The sequence below is a fragment of the Pseudomonas putida W15Oct28 genome, from assembly GCF_000708715.2.
Lineage (GTDB): Bacteria > Pseudomonadota > Gammaproteobacteria > Pseudomonadales > Pseudomonadaceae > Aquipseudomonas > Aquipseudomonas putida_R.
The window spans coordinates 23588-43220 of the sequence record NZ_JENB01000044.1 but is presented as its reverse complement, the minus strand read 5'-3'; the positions used below and the strand labels follow the sequence as shown (position 1 = coordinate 43220).

The following is a 19633-nucleotide window of genomic DNA, read 5'->3' as shown; positions in this document are numbered from 1 at the left end:
AAACCCTAAACTTGGCTCAGCAATCTCAAATGACTATGTGATTTCTCGCATGGTCACTTGTGATGCTGATAATCTTTTTGACTATCAGTCCATACTCACAAGCACCCACACGAATTGCTTGATTCAATTTGTTAAAGAGCGTTTGGTTAAGAGCTTTTCGTCTCAACCGAGGCGCGCATTCTACGCTTTCCTCAGAGCCTGTCAAGCGTTTATTTTGAAGTTTTTTCCGAGAAACTCGTTTAGCTTCAAACACTTAACTCGCTGCGATCTCTCGTAGCGGGAGGTGAATCATACAGCGTTTAGAAGCGCTGTCAACCACCATTTCAACCGCTTGCGATCTTTCGATCGCAGCCCTTTCAACACCACCTTAACTACCTAACTCATTGAATCTCAAGGAGTTTGTCGTTCCGATGTCGCTGGAAGTGGGGCGCATTATAAGGGAATTCGAAAGCGCGTCAACACTTAATTTCAAGAAAGTGAAATATAGGGGGGAAAGACCCTATAAAGGCCACCAGGTGCCCGCCGCAACACCTTCGGCGCCTGGGAGATCGAGCGCCGCCCGCGCGGCGCATCGCCGGCAAGCCAGCTCCCACATCTGTTTCGGGCCAGTTACTCCTGCCTCCTCCGCACTCGCACCCTGGGTGAATGGCTGGAGGTTGCAGAGAAGCGGCGGCGCAACCTTCGATATTCAAGGGAACACACAAGGGGTCGCGCGCCAAAGGCACAGGCAATATTGGCCCGAAACAAATGTGGGAGCTGGCTTGCCGGCGATGCGCCGCGCGGGCGGCGCTCGATCTCCCAGGCGCCGCAAGACCCAAGGCGAACAAACCCAAAAACAAAACGGGGAGACCTTTCGGCCTCCCCGCTTCTATATAGCTACACCTGCAAGTGCTCACTCAGCCTTGAGGGTAACCCGCGCAAACGACTTCTTGCCCGCCTGGCACACATGGGTTGCACCCAGCGCAAACACGAAGTCACGATCAACTACCGCGCCATCGACCTTAACAGCGCCGCCACTCAGCAGATCACGCGCCTGAGCCGAGTTCTTCACCAGGCCAGCCCGGTTCAGCACGGCCGCAATCGGCAAGTCTTCCGCTGCAGCCACTTCGACTTCCGGCAGGTCTTCCGGCAACTCGCCTTCTTTCATGCGGTTACCTGCGCCACGGTGAGCGTTGGCCGCAGCCTCCTCACCATGGAAGCGCGCAACGATCTCCTCGGCCAGCTTGATCTTGATGTCGCGCGGGTTGGCACCCTTGGCGACGTCGGCACGGAACTGCTCGATCTCTTCCATCGAACGGAAGCTAAGCAGTTCGAAGTAACGCCACATCAAGGTATCCGGGATCGAGACCAGCTTGCTGTACATCACCCCCGGCGCTTCCTGGATACCTACATAGTTGCCCAGCGACTTGGACATCTTCTTCACGCCGTCGAGCCCCTCGAGCAGCGGCATGGTCACGATGTTCTGCGCTTCCTGGCCATAGGCGCGTTGCAGCTCGCGGCCCATCAGCAGGTTGAACTTCTGATCGGTACCGCCCAGCTCGACGTCCGCCTTCAGCGCTACCGAGTCATAACCCTGCACCAACGGATAGAGGAACTCGTGGATGGCGATCGGCTGGTTGGTGGTGTAGCGCTTGTCGAAGTCGTCGCGCTCAAGCATGCGCGCCACGGTGTACTGCGACGCCAGGCGAATGAAGTCGGCCGGGGTCAGTTTGTCCATCCAGGTGGAGTTGAACGCGACCTCGGTCTTGGCCGGGTCGAGAATCTTGAACACCTGCTGCTTATAGGTCTCGGCGTTGTCCAGCACTTGCTCACGGGTCAGCGGGGGGCGCGTGGCGCTCTTGCCGCTGGGGTCACCGATCATGCCGGTGAAATCACCGATCAGGAAAATGACCTGGTGGCCCAGCTCCTGGAACTGACGCAGCTTGTTGATCAACACCGTGTGACCCAGGTGCAGGTCAGGCGCAGTCGGGTCAAAGCCGGCCTTGATGCGCAGAGGCTGGCCGCGCTTGAGCTTCTCCACCAGTTCCGACTCGACCAGTACTTCTTCCGCGCCGCGCTTTATAAGCGCCAGCTGCTCTTCAACCGACTTCATAGACAAACCCGCAAGGCTCAGATTCAGGGGGAGCCAACCATACAAGATCGGCCGTCAAATACAAGTTTCGCAAAGGAATGTGACCCGGGCACGGGCTTGCGGCGTCTACGCGCCCTTGCGTGAAAATGGATTTGGTTATATTTTATACAGTTATTTCATCTTCATCATGTCATTCATCTTTTCCATTTCACTTTTTTCAAAGTCACCTTACCCATGACCAACGAACCGCCTAAAGCGCCCCCGCTTTATCCGAAAAGCCATCTGTTGGCCGCCAGCGGCATTGCCGCCCTGCTTAGTCTGGCTCTGCTGGTATTTCCGTCCAGCGAAGTGGAAGCCAAGAAAACCACCCTCAACCTCGAGCTGGAGAGCCCTGCCGAGCAGCTGAAAGACGAATCACGCGCTGCGCCCCTGGTGCAGGCCGAAGGTGAGCAAGGCTCGCCATTCGCCCAGATCGAAGAAGCCGCCCCGAAGACCCAGAAGGCCGAGCAGCCAGCCCCTGCCGCCGAACCCGTCGCCGAAGCCGCCAAGCAGCCTGGCCACCGCGAGGTCACCGTGGCCCGTGGCGACACCCTGTCCACCCTGTTCGCCAAGGTCGGCCTGCCGACCAATGCGGTGCACGACCTGCTGGCCAGTAACAAGCAAGCCAAGCAGTTCAGCCAGCTCAAGCACGGCCAGGTGCTGCAGTTCGAGCTCGACAAGGATGGCCAGCTGGCCAGCCTGCACAGCAAGGTCAGCAACCTCGAAACCATTCGCCTGACCAAGTCCGCCAAGGGCTACACCTTCAACCGTGAAATCAGCAAGCCGGTGGTGCGTACTGCTTACGCCCACGGCGTAATCAAAAGCTCGCTGTCGGCCTCGGCCCAGCGCGCCGGCCTGTCTCACAGCATGACCATGGACATGGCCCGGGTGCTGGGTTACGACATCGACTTCGCCCAGGATATTCGCCCAGGCGATGAGTTCGATGTGGTCTACGAGCAGAAGGTGATGGACGGCAAGGTGGTCGGCACCGGCAACATCCTGTCCGCCCGCTTCACCAACCGCGGCAAGACCTACACCGCCGTGCGCTACACCAACAAGCAGGGCAACACCACCTACTACACCGCCGACGGCAACAGCCTGCGCAAGGCCTTCATCCGTACTCCGGTGGACTTCGCCCGCATCAGCTCGCGCTTTTCCGCCGGCCGCAAACACCCGATCCTGAACAAGATCCGCGCCCACAAAGGCGTCGACTACGCCGCCCCGCGCGGTACGCCAATCAAAGCTGCCGGTGACGGCCGCATCGAACTGGCCGGGCGCCGTGGCGGTTACGGCAACACCGTGATCATCCAGCACGGCAACCGCTACAAAACGCTGTACGGCCACATGCAGGGCTTTGCCAAGGGCATCAAGACTGGCAGCTCGGTGAAACAGGGCCAGATCATCGGTTACATTGGCACCACCGGCCTTTCCACCGGCCCGCACCTGCACTACGAGTTCCAGGTCAACGGTGTGCACGTCGACCCGCTCAGCCAGAAAGTACCCATGGCCGACCCGATCACCAAGGGCGAGCGCCAGCGCTTCCAGCAGCAGAGCCAACCCCTGATTGCCCGTATGGATCAGGAAAAGGCCACCCTGCTCGCAGCGAACAAGCGCTAAGCCCATGGCGCTCTACCTGGGGGTGATGTCCGGCACCAGCCTTGATGGCCTGGACATTGCCTTGATCGAACAAGGCGAGCAGCTTGAACTGCTCGCCACCCATTACCTGCCCATGCCCGGCGACCTTCGTCAGGAGCTGCTTGCCCTGTGCAGTAGCGGCCCAGACGAGATCGCGCGTGCGGCGCTGGCAGAAAACCGCTGGGCCAGCCTGGCAGGCGAAGGTATCCGCCAACTGCTGGCCCGCCAGGGCCTGCAGGCCGATGCCATTCGCGCCATCGGCAGCCACGGCCAGACCATCCGCCACGAGCCCGCACGCGGCTTTACCGTGCAGATCGGCAACCCGGCGCTGCTCGCCGAGCTTACCGGCATCAGCGTGGTCGCTGACTTCCGCCGGCGTGATGTGGCTGCCGGTGGCCAAGGTGCGCCCCTGGTACCTGCCTTCCACGAAACCCTGTTCAGCCACTTGGGCCAGCACCTGGCAGTCCTGAACGTGGGCGGTTTCAGCAACCTCAGCCTGATCGAGCAGGACAAGCCGGTCCACGGTTTCGACTGCGGCCCGGGTAACGTGCTGATGGATGCCTGGATAGAGCGCAAGCTTGGCCACGCCTACGATGCTGATGGTGCCTGGGCGGCCTCCGGCGTGGTGCAGGCGGGCTTGCTCAGTGCATTGCTGGCCGACCCGTTCTTCGCCGGCAGCGGCCCGAAGAGTACCGGCCGCGAGGTGTTCAACCTGCCTTGGCTGGATGCCCACCTGGCGGGCCTGCCCGCTTTCCAGGACGAGGATGTACAGGCGACGCTGCTGGAGCTTACCGCTCGCAGCATCATCGACTCGCTGAGCAATGCCCAGCAAGGCACCAAGGCGCTGCTGGTGTGTGGTGGTGGCGCGCGTAACGGCGCCCTGATGGCGCGCCTAGGCCAGCTGCTACCCGCGGCCCGTGTCGCCAGCACCGGCGCCCATGGCGTAGACCCTGACTGGGTCGAGGCCATGGCCTTTGCCTGGCTGGCTCACTGCTGCCTGGAAGGCATCAGTGCCAACCGCCCAAGCGTGACGGCGGCCAAGGGCCTGCGGGTACTGGGCGCAATCTACCCGGCTTGACCGCTACGCCAGAAAGCAAAACGCCGCGCAATTGCGCGGCGTTTTCGTATGGCCAGGCTTCAGATCGAGAACGAGGAGCCGCAACCGCACGTCGTGGCAGCGTTCGGGTTCTTGATCACAAAGCGCGAACCCTCCAGGCCTTCCTGGTAGTCCACCTCAGCACCAGCCAGGTACTGGAAGCTCATCGGGTCGACCACCAGCGCCACGCCTTCGCGCTCGACGATGGTGTCGTCTTCGGCCACATCCTCATCGAAAGTGAAGCCGTACTGGAAGCCCGAGCAACCACCACCGGTCACGAACACCCGCAGTTTCAGACGCTCATTGCCTTCCTCATCGACCAGGTTCTTCACTTTCTGGGCTGCCCCATGGGTGAATTCCAGACCGGTAGGGGTGAAGGTTTCGACGCTCATGTTGACTCTCCCGGCGCAGTTGCCGTCTTAAAACTCGATGACGCGCATTATCCGCTTTCCCGAGAAAATCGGTCAACAATTGTGCGGCTTTAGTCGCGACAAACAAAATGGCCCGCGCGAGGCGGGCCATTTCGATAGCGGCTTGCTTACGGCAACAAGCCCGCGTGGGACAGGCCCATGCGCTCATCCAGGCCAAACAGGATGTTCAGGTTCTGTACCGCCTGGCCCGACGCGCCCTTGACCAGGTTGTCGATCACCGACAGCACTACCACCAGGTCACCACCTTGCGGCCGATGGACAGCAATGCGGCAGACATTGGCGCCGCGCACACTGCGGGTTTCCGGGTGGCTGCCAGCTGGCATCACATCGACGAACGGTTCGTCGGCGTAGCGCTTTTCGAACAGCGCCTGCAGGTCGACCGAGGTGTCGACAACATTCGCGTACAGGGTGGCGTGGATGCCACGGATCATTGGCGTCAGGTGCGGCACGAAGGTCAGGCCGATGTCCTTGCCAGCGGCCAGGCGCAGGCCCTGGCTGATTTCCGGCAGGTGACGATGGCCCTTGACCGCATAGGCCTTCATGCTTTCGCCAGCTTCGCAGAACAGCGAACCCACCGCCGCACCACGACCAGCGCCGTTGACACCCGACTTGCAGTCGGCAATCAGGCGCGACGGGTCGGCCAGGCCCGCTTCCAGCAGCGGCAGGAAGCCCAGCTGGGTAGCGGTAGGGTAGCAACCCGGCACGGCGATCAGGCGCGCCTGGCGAATCTTCTCGCGGTTGACTTCAGGCAGGCCATATACCGCGTCCTTGAGCAGCTCTGGCGCGCCGTGCGGCTGGCCATACCACTTGCCCCACTCGGTGGCATCCTGCAGGCGGAAGTCGGCCGACAGGTCGATCACCTTGGTACCGGCCGCCAGCAGTTCGCCAGCCAGGGCATGGGCAACACCGTGCGGGGTGGCGAAGAACACCACATCGCAGGCGGCCAGGGCCTTGCTGTCCGGCACGCTGAACGCCAGCCCGTCATAGTGGCCGCGCAGGTTCGGGTACATGTCCGCCACCGCCACGCCGGCCTCGGAGCGCGAAGTGATGACCGCCACTTCGGCCTGTGGATGCTGTGCCAGCAGACGCAACAGTTCGACGCCGGTGTAACCCGTGCCGCCGACGATACCGACCTTGATCATAACGCTTGCCCCTTATCAACGAGCCGTCTGGAAAGCGCACGATAATAGGGGCGCGAAGCGCCTGTAACAACTCTTCGGGTGACCCTTCGGGCGCTTGACCACTACTATCTGACGACCGTGAATACCTGAAGGAACTCCCTCAATGCTTTACCTATGGATCAAAGCGCTGCATATCGTCAGCGTGGTCTGCTGGTTCGCCGGCCTGTTCTACCTGCCGCGGCTGTTCGTCTACCACGCCCAGAGCGAGGACAGCATCAGCAAGGACCGCTTCGTCACCATGGAGCGCAAGCTGTACCGCGGCATCATGAACCCGGCGATGATCGCCACTTACGTGTTCGGCGCGTGGATGCTCTACCTCACCCCCGGCTGGCTGAGCCAGGGCTGGCTGCATGCCAAGCTGACCCTGGTCATCCTGCTGACCGGCTACCATCACATGTGCGGCGCCCAACGCAAACGCTTCGCCAGCGGCCACAACACCCGCAGCCACGTCTACTATCGCTGGTTCAACGAAGTGCCCGTGCTGTTCCTGCTGGGCATCGTAATTCTGGTGGTGGTCAAACCGTTCTGACATAACCACCCGTCCAAGGAGCCTTGCCATGTCGCTACCTGCCTCGCTCGAACAACGCCTGCGCCTGCCTGTGGTGGCGGCGCCGATGTTCCTGATCTCCAACCCCAAACTGGTGCTGGCGTGCTGCGCCAGCGGTGTGGTCGGCAGCTTCCCGGCCCTTAACCAGCGCGACAGCGCCGGTTTCAAGGCCTGGCTGGAGGAGATCGAGGCAGGCCTGGCGCAATTGCAGGCGCCAGCCCCCTATGCCGTCAACCTGATCGTGCACCCGACCAACCCACGCCTGCAGGCCGACCTGGCCTTGTGCGTGGAGCATCGCGTGCCAATCGTCATCACCAGCCTGGGGGCGGTCAAGGAAGTGGTCGATGCCGTGCACGGCTACGGCGGCCTGGTGTTCCACGATGTCACCACCCGCCGCCATGCCGAGAAGGCCGCCGAAGCGGGTGTCGACGGGCTGATTGCCGTGGCTGCCGGCGCGGGCGGCCATGCCGGCACCTGGAGCCCGTTCGCACTGGCCGCAGAGATTCGCCAGTTCTTCGACAAGACCCTGCTGCTGGCCGGCTGCCTCAACCACGGCCACGAGATCCTCGCCGCACAATTGCTGGGCGCCGACCTGGCCTACATGGGCACGCGCTTTATCGCCACAGCAGAAAGCCAGGCGCAGGATGCCTACAAGCAGATGCTGCTCGATGCCCATGCCGCCGACATCATCCACACCCCGGCAGTGTCCGGCATCCCTGCTAGCTTCCTGCGCCCGAGCCTGCAGCAGGCTGGCTACGACATGAATGCCCTCAAGGGCAGCCACGAACCAGGCAAGCTCAAGCCGATCGACGATGAAGCCAAAGCCTGGAAGACCGTATGGTCGGCGGGCCAGGGCGTCGGTGAAATCCATGACCTGCCCAGCGCCAGCGCACTGATCGAACGGCTGCACAATGAGTACCGGGAAGCCCTGGCGCGCTGCCAGATTCTGCGCGCCCGCGCCTTGTAGCAAAAGGCAACACCTTGCCCGGCCAAGCTGTACACTAGGCGCCCTCTTTCGCCCCCAGGAGCCTTGCATGACCCGTTACGCCATGATCACTGGTGCTTCCAGCGGCCTGGGCCTGGCCCTGGCGGAAGCGCTGGCACGGCGCGGGCGCAACCTGATCCTGGTGGCACGTCAGCGTGAAACGCTGGAACCCGTGGCCATCGAGCTGACCCAGCGCTTCGGTGTCGAGGTGCTGTTCCGCGCCTGCGACCTCAGCCAGCCGCTGCGCCTGTCGGGCTTCGTGCTGGAACTGGAAGAAGGCGAACGGCGTATCGACCTGCTGGTCAACTGTGCCGGCTTGCGCACCTACGGGCCGTTCCTGGCCCATGAGTGGGCCGACGAACAGGACCTGCTGGAAGTCAACGTTCTGGCCCTGAGCCGCCTGTGCCACGCCATCGGCAACCTGATGGCCGTGCAGGGTGGTGGGCAGATCCTGAACGTCGCCGGCCTGGCCGGCGTGGCACCCGGCCCGTGGATGGCGGCCTATGCCGCCAGCAAGGCGTACGTGCTGAGTTTTTCCCAGGCCCTGCGCGAAGAGCTCAAGCGTGCCGGCATCAAGGTCTCGGTGCTGTGCCCCGGCCCGGTACGCTCCCCGCGCCGGCGCATTGCCCGGCTCGACGGCAAACCCCGCTGCCTCAGCCCCGAGGAAGTCGCGCTGTACACCGTGCGTGCGCTGGACAAGAACCGCGCGCTGATCATGCCCGGCCGGCGCAACCGCTGGCTGGCATTTGCCCCGCGCCTGCTGCCGCGCTGGCTGGTGTGCAAACTGGCCGGGGCCATCCACCGACGCTATTGCCCGGCCGGCATGGAATAGCCACTGGGCGAGCGGCGCTCGGCTGAGTACACTCGGCCCGACCCTCACCATGGAGCAAGTGCTGTGGACGATCTATTCCTCAAAATCATCAACCGGGAAATCCCGGCGGATATCATCTACGAAGACGACCAGATCCTGGCCTTCAAGGACATTGCACCCGCGGCACCGGTACATTTTCTGGTCATCCCGAAAAAACACATCCGTACGCTCAATGACCTGACCGAAGAAGACAAGGCCCTGGCTGGCCACATCCTCTTCACCGCCCAGCGCCTGGCTGTCGAGCAAGGCTGCGAGGAAGGTTTCCGCGTGGTGATGAACTGCAACCCGAAAGGCGGCCAGACCGTCTACCACATCCATATGCATGTGCTTGGCCAGCGCCAGATGAACTGGCCACCGGGCTGATCCACGGCAAGCGACCCCGCCGCTATTGCGGTAAACTGTCGGGCACATTCTTGCGGAGGTGCCCGATGGCTACCGAACGTCACTACTCGCCGCTCGACCGCTTGTTGCTGCAGGCAGATACCGCCATGCGCACCTTGCTGCCCTTCAGCGGCCAACCCGCCCGGCCATCACCGGCCATTGTCCAGCCGGACGTCGACCTGGACGAGCAGCAGACCCGCCACATCGCCGGGCTGATGCGTATCAACCACACCGGTGAAGTGTGCGCCCAAGCGCTGTACCAGGGCCAGGCGCTGACCGCCAAGCTGCCCCAAGTACGCAAGGCCATGGAGCATGCCGCCGAGGAAGAAGTGGACCACCTGGCCTGGTGCGAACAACGCATTCGCCAGCTGAACAGCCACCCAAGCGTGCTCAACCCCCTGTTCTACGGCATGTCGTTCGGCATCGGCGCACTCGCCGGCCTGGTCAGCGACAAGGTTAGCCTGGGCTTCGTCGCCGCCACCGAGCACCAGGTGTGCAAGCACCTCGACGAGCACCTGGAGCAGATCCCGCACGAAGACGAAAAGTCCCGGGCCATTCTCGAACAGATGCGCATCGACGAAGAACAGCACGCCGAGTCCGCCCTGGAAGCCGGTGGTTATCGCTTCCCGGCCCCGGTCCGCTTTGGCATGAGCTTGCTGGCCAAGGTCATGACCAAGAGCACCTACCGCATCTGAAGGCACAACCATGACGGATCGATTCGACGCCAAGGACCTGGCGCGCGCCGTGCAGGCCGGCATTCTCCAGCCAGGCCAGGACCAGGCGCTGCTGGCATTCCTGCGCCAGCAACCGGCAGCCCGTGGCAGCTTTCAGCTGGCCCATGTCGCCTTCTACTTCGGCGCCATGCTGATCATGGCGGCCATGGGCTGGTTGCTCACCGAAGCCTGGATGAGCATCGGTGACGGCGCCCTGCTGGTCATCGCCAGCCTCTATATCCTGCTGATCACCTTGTTCGCCCTCAATCTGCAGCGCCGCGCCCAGCCTGTTGCTGCCGGGGTGCTGGCGGCCGTCGCGGTCAGCATCGTGCCACTGGCAGTGTTCGCCATCGAACGCCTGTTGGGCTGGTGGCCACTGGACGACGCACAAGCCAACTATCACCAGTACTACACCTACGTGCAGGGTGGTTGGCTGGCGATGGAAGCGGCCACGGTGCTTGCCGGGCTGCTGATGCTGCGGCTGATCCCCTACCCGTTCGTCGTCATGCCGATAGCCGTGGCCTTGTGGTTCATGTCGATGGACCTGAGCGAATGGTTCTTCGGCTCGCCGTTCAGCTGGGAGCAGCGCCGCGAGGTTTCGCTGTGGTTCGGGTTGGCTTTGCTGGTGGTGTTCCTGGTGATAGACGGCCGCACGCGTGAAGACTATGCCCGCTGGGGCTACCTGGCCGGGCTGGCGGCGTTCTGGGGCGGGTTGACGCTGGTGGACAGCGGCAGTGAATTGGGCAAGGCCCTGTACTGCCTGATCAACATTGTGCTGATGGGCATGGCCGTGCTGTTGCGCCGGCCGGTGTTCATGGTGTTTGGTGCGTTGGGGGTGGCGGCTTACCTGGGGTACCTGTCGTACGAGGTGTTTGCCGAGTCGCTGCTGTTCCCGGTGGTGGTGACCTTGATCGGGCTGGGGGTTATCTGGCTGGGGCTGGTTTACCAGAAGCGGCGAGAGCGGTTGAGCCACGCGATGCGAGGATGGTTGCCGGGGTGGGTGCAAGTTGCACTGCCCGCGCTTCGGAGCTGATATTGTCGGGGCTGCTTCGCAGCCCGTCGCGGCACAAGGCCGCTCCTACAGGGGAGCGCGTACTTCCTGTAGGAGCGGCCTTGTGTCGCGATGGGCCGCAAAGCGGCCCCAAAATCTCAGCTTTAACCCAGCTCTACAATCTCGTAGCCATGGGTAATCTCAACCCCGGCACGCTCGAGCATGATCGAAGCCGAGCAGTACTTCTCTGCCGACAGCTCCACGGCTCGCTTGACCTGCGCTTCTTTCAGCCCACGCCCTTTCACCACGAAGTTCATGTGGATCTTGGTGAACACCTTCGGGTCTTCGCTGGCGCGCTCGGCTTCCAGAAACGCCTCGCAGCTTTCCACCGCCTGGCGCGATTTCTTCAGAATGCTCACCACGTCAAAGCTGCTGCAGCCACCCAGGCCCAACAGCAACATTTCCATCGGGCGCACACCCAGGTTGCGGCCGCCGGCCTCGGGCGGGCCGTCCATCACGACGACATGGCCACTCCCCGATTCGCCGAGGAACATGGCCTCACCGGCCCACTGGATACGTGCCTTCATCTACCCGGACTCCTGATATTCGGAAAAGGGTGTCAGCTTAGACCTTGTGTGGCTGTGGGAAAAGCACGAGACGTGTCGGTTTAGTACCGAAACATCCGGTGGCGTCTGATAAGCTGGCGCCAAATGAATGGCGCTTGCGCCAGACAGCCTTATAAAAAGCCTACGGGTCGTATCGAACAGGATTTCGTGATGGTTGCCTCCGCCCTACCCGCCAAGATCAAGAACATCGACAAACTGTTGGTACACTGCCAGCGCCGCCGCTATATCGCCAAAAGCAACATCATCTGCGCCGGCGACCGGGCCGAGACACTGTCGTTCATCATCAAGGGTTCGGTGACCATCCTCATCGAAGACGACGACGGCCGTGAAATGATCATTGCCTATCTCAACAATGGCGATTTCTTTGGCGAGCTGGGGCTGTTCGAGCCGGTTGACGGCGAACAGCAGCGCAGTGCCTGGGTGCGCGCCAAGACCGAGTGCGAAGTGGCCGAGATCAGCTACGAGAAGTTTCGCGAACTGGCGCGCCAGGACCCGGAAATCCTCTATGCCCTGGGCAGCCAGATGGCCCAGCGCCTGCGTAACACCACGCGCAAGGTCGGCGACCTGGCATTTTTCGACGTCACCGGGCGGGTTGCCCGTTGCCTGTTGGAGCTGTGCAAGCAACCCGATGCCATGACCCACCCCGACGGCATGCAGATCAAGATCACCCGTCAGGAAATCGGCCGAATCGTCGGATGCTCCCGGGAAATGGTCGGCCGCGTCCTCAAGGACCTTGAAGAACGCAGCCTGGTGCAGGTCAAGGGCAAGACCATGGTGGTCTACGGTACCCGCTAGTCCTTGGGCAGATCCGCCAGTACCTTGGCGTAAGCCTGCGACAGGCGCTCGAACCAGGGCGCTGCAGGCGCCACTTCATGCAGGGCGATGTGTGCATCGGCGCGGCAGCGTTGCTCCAGCTCGCAGCATTCGTTGAAGCGGTTGACCGCCGCCACCATCGACTCACGCTCGTTGTCCAGCAGCAACGCACCGTGCACCAGCACTACCGGTCGCTTGCCACCCAGGCCCTGACGCCAGCGCTGGGCGGTGCCCACCAGCTTGCGGCCATTGAGGTTGACGTTGTAGCGGCCATCGCAGAACGCCCCGTCGATTTCACCCACCGACGCCACCCCGCCCCACTCGCGCAGTACATCGCACAGCGGCAGGCACAGGCGCTCGTAGGCACTTTCGATACGGCCGTGATCGCCTTCGCTGCGCGGGGCAACGTAGACCAGTGCAACGTTGACGGTGGAATGGGACTGAGGCACCGGCTCACCGCCAGTTTCGCGCAGCAGCACCGGCCAGCCGGCAATCGCCAGCTCCGAGCAGGCGGCCTCGAAGTTGTCCAGGCGGCTCATGCGCCGGGGCATGACCAGGGCATGGTCGGTGGGGCGCCAGAACAGCACGCCACTTTCGCGTTCGCCGCGGCACACCGCGGCCAGCAGGTCCTGTTCGGCGTGCAGGCCCTGTTCGACGGTCAGGGCCAGGGGTTGATCGGTCATTGATCCACCTTTGATGTTGTTTTTGATGGCCTCTTCGCGGGCATGCCCGCTCCCACAGGTCTAGCACAGGGCTTAAGAGGGTGAACAATCCGCGCAAGGGCCATGTCAGGCATACAAAAAAGCCGGCAAAAACGCCGGCTTCATTTGATCAGTCCAGTTGCTGAACAGTCTTCTTCACTTGCTCGGGGAAGAACAACCGCTGCAACTCCAGCCCAGGGTTATCAGCGCGCATGAACGCCTCGCCCACCAGGAACGAGTAAACCTCGTTGATCGCCATCAGTTCCACATCGGCCCGGTTGAGAATGCCGCTCTCGGTAATCGCCAGGCGATCACGCGGAATGCGCGGCAGCAGGTCAAGGGTGGTTTCCAGGCTGACCTCGAAGGTGTGAAGGTTGCGGTTGTTAACCCCCACCAGCGGCGTATCCAGGGTTTTCAACGCACGCTCCAGCTCGTCGCCATCGTGCACTTCTACCAGTACATCAAGGCCGACATCTTTCGCGGTCGCGGCCAGTTCGGCCATCTTCACGTCGTCCAGCGCCGAGACGATCAGCAGCACGCAGTCCGCGCCCAAGGCCCGGGCCTCGACAATCTGGTAAGGGTCGACCATGAAATCCTTGCGGATCACCGGCAGCGAAACGGCCGAGCGGGCCTGTTGCAGGTACTCGTCGGCACCCTGGAAGTAATCGACATCGGTCAGCACCGACAGGCAGGTAGCGCCGCCCTTCTCGTAGCTGACAGCGATTTCCGCTGGCACGAAGTGCTCGCGGATCACGCCCTTGCTCGGCGAAGCCTTCTTGATTTCGGCAATCACCGCTGGCTGCTTGCGCTTGGCCTGCTCGATCAGCGCATTGGCGAAGCCACGCGGGGCATCGGCGGCCTTGGCCAGGCCCTCCAGCTCGGCGAGGCTGACGCGCGCGCTGCGCTCGGCCACTTCCTGGAACTTGCGGGCAATGATCCTTTCCAGCACCGTCGGCACACTCATGCTTCGTTCTCCACCTTGAATACTGCAGTAAAGGCACCCAGTTCCTGCAGCTTCTCCCAGGCCAGCCCGGTGTGCAGTACGTCGTGGGCCAGCTCCACACCTTGAGCCAGGTTCATTGCATGATCGGCGGCATACAGTGCCGCGCCTGCGTTGAGCACGATCATTTCCGCAGCCTTCTGGCCGTTTTCGGTCTTGCGGCGCCCCAGCGCATCGCGGATCAGCTCCAGCGACGCCTGCGGGTTCTCGACGGCAAGGCCATGCAAGCTCTGGCTCTTCATGCCGAGGTCTTCCGGCTCGACCCAATATTCAGTGATTTCGTCGTTTTTCAGTTCGGCAACGAAGGTGGGTGCAGCCAGGCTGAACTCATCCAGGCCATCCTTCGAGTGCACCACCAGCACATGCTTGCTACCCAGGCGTTGCAGTACCTCGGCCAACGGCCGGCACAGGGCCTGGGCGAACACGCCGACCACCTGGTGCTTAACTCCGGCCGGATTCGTAAGCGGGCCGAGCATGTTGAACAGGGTACGCAGCCCCAGATCGCGGCGCGGGCCGGCGGCATATTTCATGGCCGAGTGATGGCTTTGCGCGAACATGAAGCCGATGCCCAAGCTGTCAATGCAACGGGCCACCTGAACTGGCGTCAGGTTCAGATAGATGCCGGCAGCTTCCAGCAGGTCGGCACTGCCGCTCTTGCCCGACACTGCGCGGTTGCCGTGCTTGGCCACGGTGCAGCCCGCTGCCGCCAGGACGAACGAAGACGCGGTGGACACGTTGAAGATATTGGCGCCATCACCGCCGGTGCCGACGATATCGACCACGCCATCCAGGCTTTTGAGTTCAACCTTGTCGGCCAACTCACGCATCACCGACACTGCACCGACGATTTCGTCGATGCTTTCACTCTTCATGCGCATGCCCATCAGGAAGGCGCCGATCTGCGCCTCGCTGCACTGGCCGGTCATGATCTGGCGCATGACATCGCGCATTTCTTCGGTAGAAAGGTCCAGGTGGCCGACGATACGGCTCAACGCGCTCTTGATATCCATGTTCGATCCTTAGCGGCGGCCGCCGGTCTGCTTGAGGAAGTTGGCGAACAGCTCGTGGCCCTGCTCGGTCAGGATCGACTCGGGGTGGAACTGCACCCCTTCGATATTCAGCGTCTTGTGGCGCAGGCCCATGATCTCGTCGACCGAACCGTCTGCATGAGCGGTCCAGGCAGTGACTTCCAGGCAATCGGGCAAGGTTTCGCGCTTGACCACCAGCGAATGGTAACGGGTCACGGTCAGCGGGTTGTTGAGGCCGGCGAACACGCCCAGGTCACGGTGGTGTACCGGGCTGGTCTTGCCGTGCATCACCTGACGGGCACGCACCACGTCACCGCCAAAGGCCTGGCCGATGGACTGGTGGCCCAGGCACACACCCAGGATCGGCAGCTTGCCGGCAAAGTGCAGGATGGCCTCGATGGACACGCCCGCTTCGCTCGGCGTGCACGGGCCCGGGGATACGACGATGCGCTCGGGGTTGAGGGCTTCGATCTGGGCGATGGTCATTTCGTCATTGCGAATGACCTTGACCTCGGCACCCAGCTCGCCAAGGTACTGAACGACGTTGTAAGTGAATGAGTCGTAATTGTCGATCATCAGTAACATGGTGTTAAACCTCTTGAATTTACTGACTTCAGAATTCGAACCTTCTTGCAGCCGCTACAGGCACGGCTTCGCCACAAAGGGCAGTAAAGAAGAAGGCAAACGGGGGCGGGCCGGGCGGGCCGGCAGGGGATAAAGTCAGGCGCGCCAACGCCAACGGGCGTGGGCCTTGATTACGCGCATCAAGAGTTTACTGACGATCAACACAGGATAGGTCTCGCTCATACGTCCCGGCACAGTAGCTTACCGGGGCGGCGGGCGCAATATGCCTGTAAACACGGGGAAACGAATGGACTTGGGAGGGATGCACTGCGATTTGCTAAGGTCGATTGGGCTGTCCTTGATAAAAACAAAGAAAAGGATGTTCCCAGATGCGAAAAGCCCCGTTATTGCGCTTTACCCTCGCTTCATTGGCCCTGGCCTGCAGCCAGGCGTTCGCTGCACCCTCGCCCTATTCCACGCTGATCGTGTTCGGCGACAGCCTCGCCGATGCGGGGCAATTTCCCGACCTGACCGGTGGTACCCCAGGCGCACGCTTCACCAACCGCGATGCCAATGGCAACTTTGCACCTGTCTCGCCCATGATCCTGGGTGGAAGGCTGGGTATCAACCCGGATGAGCTGAACCCCTCCACCTCAGTGGGCATCCAGCCCGATGGCAACAACTGGGCTGTCGGTGGTTACACAACCCAGCAGATCCTGGATTCGATCACGACAACGTCCGAAACCGTCATCCCACCAGGAAACCAGGGCGCCGGCCTGGTGCTGCGTGAAAAAGCGGGCTACCTGGCCAATGGCCTGCGTGCCGATCCCAACGCGCTTTACTACCTGACTGGCGGCGGCAACGACTTCCTGCAAGGCCTGGTGAACAGCCCGGCCGACGCCGTGGCCGCCGGTGCCCGCCTTGCGGTCAGCGCCCAGGCCCTGCAACAAGGTGGCGCGCGCTACATCATGGTCTGGCTGCTGCCCGACCTCGGCCAGACACCCAACTTCAGCGGCACGCCGCAGCAAAACCCGCTGTCGCTGCTGTCTGGCGCGTTCAACCAGTCGCTGATCAGCCAACTCGGGCAGATCGATGCCGAAATCATTCCGCTGAACATCCCCGTGCTATTAAGTGAGGCACTGGCCAGCCCCAACCAGTTCGGCCTGGCCAGCGACCAGAACCTGATCGGCACCTGCTACAGCGGCCAAGGCTGCGTGGCAAACCCGGTGTACGGCATCAACGGCATCACGCCCGACCCGACCAAGCTGCTGTTCAACGACTCGGTTCACCCGACCATCGCTGGCCAGCAACTGATTGCCGACTACGCCTATTCGATCATCTCCGCCCCCTGGGAGCTGACGCTACTACCGGAAATGGCTCACGCCAGCCTGCGCGCCCACCAGGACGAACTGCGCAACCAATGGCAGACACCCTGGCAGGCCGTTGGCCAATGGCAGGCCTTCGTCGCCACCGGTGCCCAGGATCTGGACTTCGACAGCCAGCGCAGCGCGGCCAGCGGCGATGGCCGTGGCTACAACCTGACCGTGGGCGGCAGCTATCGCCTGAACGACGCCTGGCGTCTGGGCCTGGCCGGCGGTGTGTACCGGCAAAAGCTGGAGGCCGGTGCCAATGACTCGGATTACAAACTGAACAGCTACCTGGCCAGCGCCTTCGCCCAATACCGCCAGGACCGCTGGTGGGCCGATGCTGCGCTGACCGCCGGGCACCTGGACTACAGCGACCTCAAGCGCACCTTCGCCCTTGGCGTGAATGACCGCAGCGAAAAGGGTGACACCGACGGCGAAGCCTGGGCGATGTCCGGGCGGCTGGGCTACAACCTGGCAGCCGAAAGCAGCCGCTGGCAGTTGGCGCCGTTCATCAGCGCGGATTATGCGCGGGTGAAGGTGGATGGCTATGACGAGAAGAGCGGGCGCTCGACGGCACTGGGCTTCGATGACCAGGAACGCACATCACGGCGCCTGGGCCTGGGGTTGCTGGGCAGTATTCAGGTGCTGCCGAGTACCCGGCTGTTCGCCGAAGTGGCACAGGAGCATGAGTTCGAGGATGACCAGCAGGATGTGACGATGCACTTGACCAGCTTGCCGGCCAATGACTTCACCCTGACCGGGTATACGCCGCACAGCGACCTGACCCGGGCGAGCCTGGGGGTGAGCCATGAAGTGGTGGCAGGGGTGCATCTGCGCGGGAACTACAACTGGCGCAAGAGTGATGAGTTGACGCAGCAGGGGGTTAGCCTGGGGGTGAGCGTGGACTTCTGAATTTTTGGGGCCGCTTAGCGGCCCTTTCGCGACACAAGGCCGCTCCTACAAGGGACCGCGCAGGCCTCGGGATTTGCGCGGTACCTGTGGGAGCGGCCTTGTGTCGCGATGGGCTGCGAAGCAGCCCCGGAGGCCCGTGAGTTACTTGGCCAAAGTCTGCTCTGCAAGCGCCACCGCACGGAACATCGCCCGGCGCTTGTTGATGGTTTCTTCCCACTCCAGCGCCGGCACCGAGTCGGCAACGATACCGCCCCCGGCCTGCACATGCAGCTCGCCATCCTTGATCACCGCAGTACGGATGGCAATCGCGGTGTCCATGTTGCCGTTCCAGGCAAAGTAGCCGACTGCACCACCGTAAACCCCACGCTTGACCGGCTCCAGCTCGTCGATGATTTCCATCGCACGGATCTTCGGCGCACCCGACAGGGTGCCAGCCGGCAGGATTGCCCGCAGTGCATCCATCGCCGTCAGCCCTTCACGCAACTGGCCGGTGACGTTGGAGACAATGTGCATCACGTTGGAGTAACGCTCGATCACCATCTTCTCGGTCAGGCGCACGCTGCCGGTCGAGGACACACGGCCCACGTCGTTGCGGCCCAGGTCGATCAGCATCAGGTGCTCGGCGATTTCCTTGTCGTCCGACAGCAGGTCGTCTTCCAGCGCGCGGTCGGCCTCTTCGGTCGCGCCACGCGGGCGGGTACCGGCAATCGGGCGCACGGTGACCAGGTTGTCCTCGACACGTACCAGCACCTCGGGCGAGCTGCCGACTACATGGAAGTCGCCAAAGTTGAAGAAGTACATGTACGGCGTCGGATTGAAGCAGCGCAGCGCACGGTACAGGTCGATGGGCGCAGCCTTGAAGTCGATCGACATGCGCTGCGACGGCACCACCTGCATGCAGTCACCGGCCAGGATGTACTCCTTGATACGGCCGACCGCGTTCTCGTAGTCGTCGCGGGTATAGCTGGAGCGGAATTCCGGCTCGGCAGCCTGCGGGCCGCTCAGGTCCAGGCCGCGGCGCGGGGTGATCGGCTGGCGCAGGGTTTCCAGCAGGCCTTGCAGGCGTGCCTGGCCCTGTTCAAAGGCCTGTTCTTCAGCCGGGTCGACCAGCACGATGGCGTGCATCTTGCCCGCCAGGTTGTCGAACACCACCACAGCATCGGACACCATCAACAGGATATCCGGCACACCCAGCGGGTCCGGGTTAGGGCTGGCGCCCAGGCGCTTTTCCACATAACGCACGCAGTCATAGCCAAAATAGCCGACCAGGCCGCCGTTGAAGCGCGGCAGGCCGGGGATGTCGGCAACCTTGTAGCGGTCCTTGAAGGTTTCAACGAACGCCAGCGGGTCTTCGACATCGTGGCTTTCAACCTCGACGCCATCCTGCAGGATGCTGACGTGGTAGCCGTGCACACGCATCACGGTGCGCGACGGCAGACCGATCATCGAGTAACGGCCCCATTTCTCGCCGCCCTGTACCGATTCGAGCAGGTACGAGTTGGGCTGGTCAGCCAGTTTCAGGTAGATCGACAGCGGCGTGTCGAAGTCGGCCAGGGTTTCGCAGGCCAGGGGAATGCGGTTGTAGCCGGAAGCGGCCAGGCGCAGGAATTCTTCGCGGTTCATGAGTAGCCTCGTGGCAAGCAGCAATAGGTCAGGCAAACGGACGGGCCGGCACGCGCCG

General features: G+C 62.5%; 19 protein-coding genes. 10 read left to right on the top strand and 9 right to left on the bottom strand.

All coding sequences use genetic code 11. The features are described from left to right. Positions 1-892: 892 nt before the first annotated feature. On the bottom strand, positions 893-2092 hold the full coding sequence (gene tyrS, locus AK81_RS22975; protein WP_016497737.1) for a tyrosine--tRNA ligase: 1200 nt from the start codon (positions 2090-2092) through the stop codon (positions 893-895). Between the two features lie 213 nt (positions 2093-2305). On the opposite strand from tyrS, the gene AK81_RS22970 reads away from it, so the two are divergent. Continuing rightward, positions 2306-3727, top strand: a complete 1422-nt coding sequence (locus AK81_RS22970) for a peptidoglycan DD-metalloendopeptidase family protein (RefSeq protein ID WP_043202817.1) — start codon at positions 2306-2308, stop codon at positions 3725-3727. A gap of 4 nt (positions 3728-3731) precedes the next feature. Next, on the top strand, positions 3732-4823 hold the full coding sequence (locus AK81_RS22965; RefSeq protein WP_043202815.1) for an anhydro-N-acetylmuramic acid kinase: 1092 nt from the start codon (positions 3732-3734) through the stop codon (positions 4821-4823). 59 nt (positions 4824-4882) lie between these two features. Here AK81_RS22965 and erpA read toward each other — a convergent pair whose 3' ends face one another. Both erpA and argC read right to left on the bottom strand, forming a co-directional pair. Continuing rightward, positions 4883-5233: an iron-sulfur cluster insertion protein ErpA gene (erpA, locus tag AK81_RS22960; RefSeq protein WP_016497734.1), complete on the bottom strand. Its 351-nt coding sequence runs from the start codon at positions 5231-5233 to the stop codon at positions 4883-4885. Between the two features lie 146 nt (positions 5234-5379). Continuing rightward, positions 5380-6414, bottom strand: coding sequence for an N-acetyl-gamma-glutamyl-phosphate reductase (gene argC / locus AK81_RS22955; protein WP_043202812.1), 1035 nt, complete (start codon positions 6412-6414; stop codon positions 5380-5382). 142 nt (positions 6415-6556) lie between these two features. Here argC and hemJ point away from each other — a divergent pair, with 142 nt between their 5' ends. The 6 genes from hemJ to AK81_RS22925 all read left to right on the top strand — a co-directional run bounded on the left by hemJ (position 6557) and on the right by AK81_RS22925 (position 10983). After that, positions 6557-6982, top strand: coding sequence for a protoporphyrinogen oxidase HemJ (hemJ, locus tag AK81_RS22950; protein WP_043202810.1), 426 nt, complete (start codon positions 6557-6559; stop codon positions 6980-6982). 28 nt (positions 6983-7010) lie between these two features. Then, positions 7011-7967 (top strand): NAD(P)H-dependent flavin oxidoreductase, encoded by a 957-nt coding sequence (locus AK81_RS22945; RefSeq protein WP_043202808.1) that lies wholly within the window; start codon positions 7011-7013, stop codon positions 7965-7967. 67 nt (positions 7968-8034) lie between these two features. Then, the gene (locus AK81_RS22940; RefSeq protein WP_043202807.1) at positions 8035-8817 is read left to right on the top strand and encodes an SDR family NAD(P)-dependent oxidoreductase; all 783 of its coding nucleotides are present in this window, start codon (positions 8035-8037) and stop codon (positions 8815-8817) included. Between the two features lie 63 nt (positions 8818-8880). After that, positions 8881-9219, top strand: a complete 339-nt coding sequence (locus AK81_RS22935; protein ID WP_003255518.1) for a histidine triad nucleotide-binding protein — start codon at positions 8881-8883, stop codon at positions 9217-9219. A 65-nt stretch (positions 9220-9284) separates the two neighbouring features. Next, complete coding sequence (coq7, locus tag AK81_RS22930) at positions 9285-9932, top strand: 2-polyprenyl-3-methyl-6-methoxy-1,4-benzoquinone monooxygenase (protein ID WP_043202805.1); 648 nt, start codon at positions 9285-9287, stop codon at positions 9930-9932. Between the two features lie 10 nt (positions 9933-9942). Beyond that, the gene (locus tag AK81_RS22925; protein ID WP_043202803.1) at positions 9943-10983 is read left to right on the top strand and encodes a hypothetical protein; all 1041 of its coding nucleotides are present in this window, start codon (positions 9943-9945) and stop codon (positions 10981-10983) included. Positions 10984-11105: 122 nt separating this feature from the next. On the opposite strand, the gene AK81_RS22920 is transcribed toward AK81_RS22925, so the two are convergent. Then, positions 11106-11528: an OsmC family protein gene (locus tag AK81_RS22920; protein ID WP_004376171.1), complete on the bottom strand. Its 423-nt coding sequence runs from the start codon at positions 11526-11528 to the stop codon at positions 11106-11108. 189 nt (positions 11529-11717) lie between these two features. Between AK81_RS22920 and crp the strand changes: the two genes are divergently transcribed. Further along, a complete protein-coding gene (gene crp / locus AK81_RS22915) occupies positions 11718-12362 on the top strand; it encodes a cAMP-activated global transcriptional regulator CRP (protein WP_043202801.1) in 645 nt (214 codons plus the stop codon). Here the strand turns inward: crp and AK81_RS22910 are convergent. The 4 genes from AK81_RS22910 to AK81_RS22895 form a co-directional block, all read right to left on the bottom strand. Continuing rightward, positions 12359-13063 carry a lipoate--protein ligase family protein gene (locus AK81_RS22910; protein WP_043202800.1) on the bottom strand — a complete coding sequence of 235 codons (705 nt, stop codon included), beginning with the start codon at positions 13061-13063 and terminating at the stop codon, positions 12359-12361. The genes crp and AK81_RS22910 overlap by 4 nt on opposite strands. Before the next feature lie 148 nt (positions 13064-13211). Next, positions 13212-14045: an indole-3-glycerol phosphate synthase TrpC gene (gene trpC, locus AK81_RS22905; protein ID WP_043202798.1), complete on the bottom strand. Its 834-nt coding sequence runs from the start codon at positions 14043-14045 to the stop codon at positions 13212-13214. Next, positions 14042-15091, bottom strand: coding sequence for an anthranilate phosphoribosyltransferase (gene trpD / locus AK81_RS22900; RefSeq protein ID WP_043202795.1), 1050 nt, complete (start codon positions 15089-15091; stop codon positions 14042-14044). Before trpD ends, trpC begins: the two co-directional genes overlap by 4 nt. A gap of 9 nt (positions 15092-15100) precedes the next feature. Further along, positions 15101-15694 carry an aminodeoxychorismate/anthranilate synthase component II gene (locus AK81_RS22895; RefSeq protein ID WP_039613257.1) on the bottom strand — a complete coding sequence of 198 codons (594 nt, stop codon included), beginning with the start codon at positions 15692-15694 and terminating at the stop codon, positions 15101-15103. Positions 15695-16062: 368 nt separating this feature from the next. Here AK81_RS22895 and estP point away from each other — a divergent pair, with 368 nt between their 5' ends. Beyond that, a complete protein-coding gene (gene estP / locus AK81_RS22890; protein WP_043202787.1) occupies positions 16063-17952 on the top strand; it encodes an esterase EstP in 1890 nt (629 codons plus the stop codon). A 141-nt stretch (positions 17953-18093) separates the two neighbouring features. Here the strand turns inward: estP and trpE are convergent, their stop codons facing one another. After that, positions 18094-19575, bottom strand: a complete 1482-nt coding sequence (gene trpE, locus AK81_RS22885; RefSeq protein WP_043202785.1) for an anthranilate synthase component I — start codon at positions 19573-19575, stop codon at positions 18094-18096. Positions 19576-19633: the final 58 nt, after the last annotated feature.

What these genes read in the sequence shown, in the direction of transcription:
- AK81_RS22925 (WP_043202803.1), top strand. Translation starts at nt 9,943, where the DNA reads ATGACGGATCGATTCGACGCCAAGGACCTGGCGCGCGCCGTGCAGGCC.
- AK81_RS22970 (WP_043202817.1), top strand. Translation starts at nt 2,306, where the DNA reads ATGACCAACGAACCGCCTAAAGCGCCCCCGCTTTATCCGAAAAGCCAT.
- AK81_RS22965 (WP_043202815.1), top strand. Translation starts at nt 3,732, where the DNA reads ATGGCGCTCTACCTGGGGGTGATGTCCGGCACCAGCCTTGATGGCCTG.
- estP (WP_043202787.1), top strand. Translation starts at nt 16,063, where the DNA reads ATGCGAAAAGCCCCGTTATTGCGCTTTACCCTCGCTTCATTGGCCCTG.
- trpD (WP_043202795.1), bottom strand. Translation starts at nt 15,091, where the DNA reads ATGGATATCAAGAGCGCGTTGAGCCGTATCGTCGGCCACCTGGACCTT.
- coq7 (WP_043202805.1), top strand. Translation starts at nt 9,285, where the DNA reads ATGGCTACCGAACGTCACTACTCGCCGCTCGACCGCTTGTTGCTGCAG.
- crp (WP_043202801.1), top strand. Translation starts at nt 11,718, where the DNA reads ATGGTTGCCTCCGCCCTACCCGCCAAGATCAAGAACATCGACAAACTG.
- AK81_RS22895 (WP_039613257.1), bottom strand. Translation starts at nt 15,694, where the DNA reads ATGTTACTGATGATCGACAATTACGACTCATTCACTTACAACGTCGTT.
- tyrS (WP_016497737.1), bottom strand. Translation starts at nt 2,092, where the DNA reads ATGAAGTCGGTTGAAGAGCAGCTGGCGCTTATAAAGCGCGGCGCGGAA.
- trpE (WP_043202785.1), bottom strand. Translation starts at nt 19,575, where the DNA reads ATGAACCGCGAAGAATTCCTGCGCCTGGCCGCTTCCGGCTACAACCGC.
- hemJ (WP_043202810.1), top strand. Translation starts at nt 6,557, where the DNA reads ATGCTTTACCTATGGATCAAAGCGCTGCATATCGTCAGCGTGGTCTGC.
- erpA (WP_016497734.1), bottom strand. Translation starts at nt 5,233, where the DNA reads ATGAGCGTCGAAACCTTCACCCCTACCGGTCTGGAATTCACCCATGGG.
- trpC (WP_043202798.1), bottom strand. Translation starts at nt 14,045, where the DNA reads ATGAGTGTGCCGACGGTGCTGGAAAGGATCATTGCCCGCAAGTTCCAG.
- argC (WP_043202812.1), bottom strand. Translation starts at nt 6,414, where the DNA reads ATGATCAAGGTCGGTATCGTCGGCGGCACGGGTTACACCGGCGTCGAA.
- AK81_RS22910 (WP_043202800.1), bottom strand. Translation starts at nt 13,063, where the DNA reads ATGACCGATCAACCCCTGGCCCTGACCGTCGAACAGGGCCTGCACGCC.
- AK81_RS22920 (WP_004376171.1), bottom strand. Translation starts at nt 11,528, where the DNA reads ATGAAGGCACGTATCCAGTGGGCCGGTGAGGCCATGTTCCTCGGCGAA.
- AK81_RS22945 (WP_043202808.1), top strand. Translation starts at nt 7,011, where the DNA reads ATGTCGCTACCTGCCTCGCTCGAACAACGCCTGCGCCTGCCTGTGGTG.
- AK81_RS22940 (WP_043202807.1), top strand. Translation starts at nt 8,035, where the DNA reads ATGACCCGTTACGCCATGATCACTGGTGCTTCCAGCGGCCTGGGCCTG.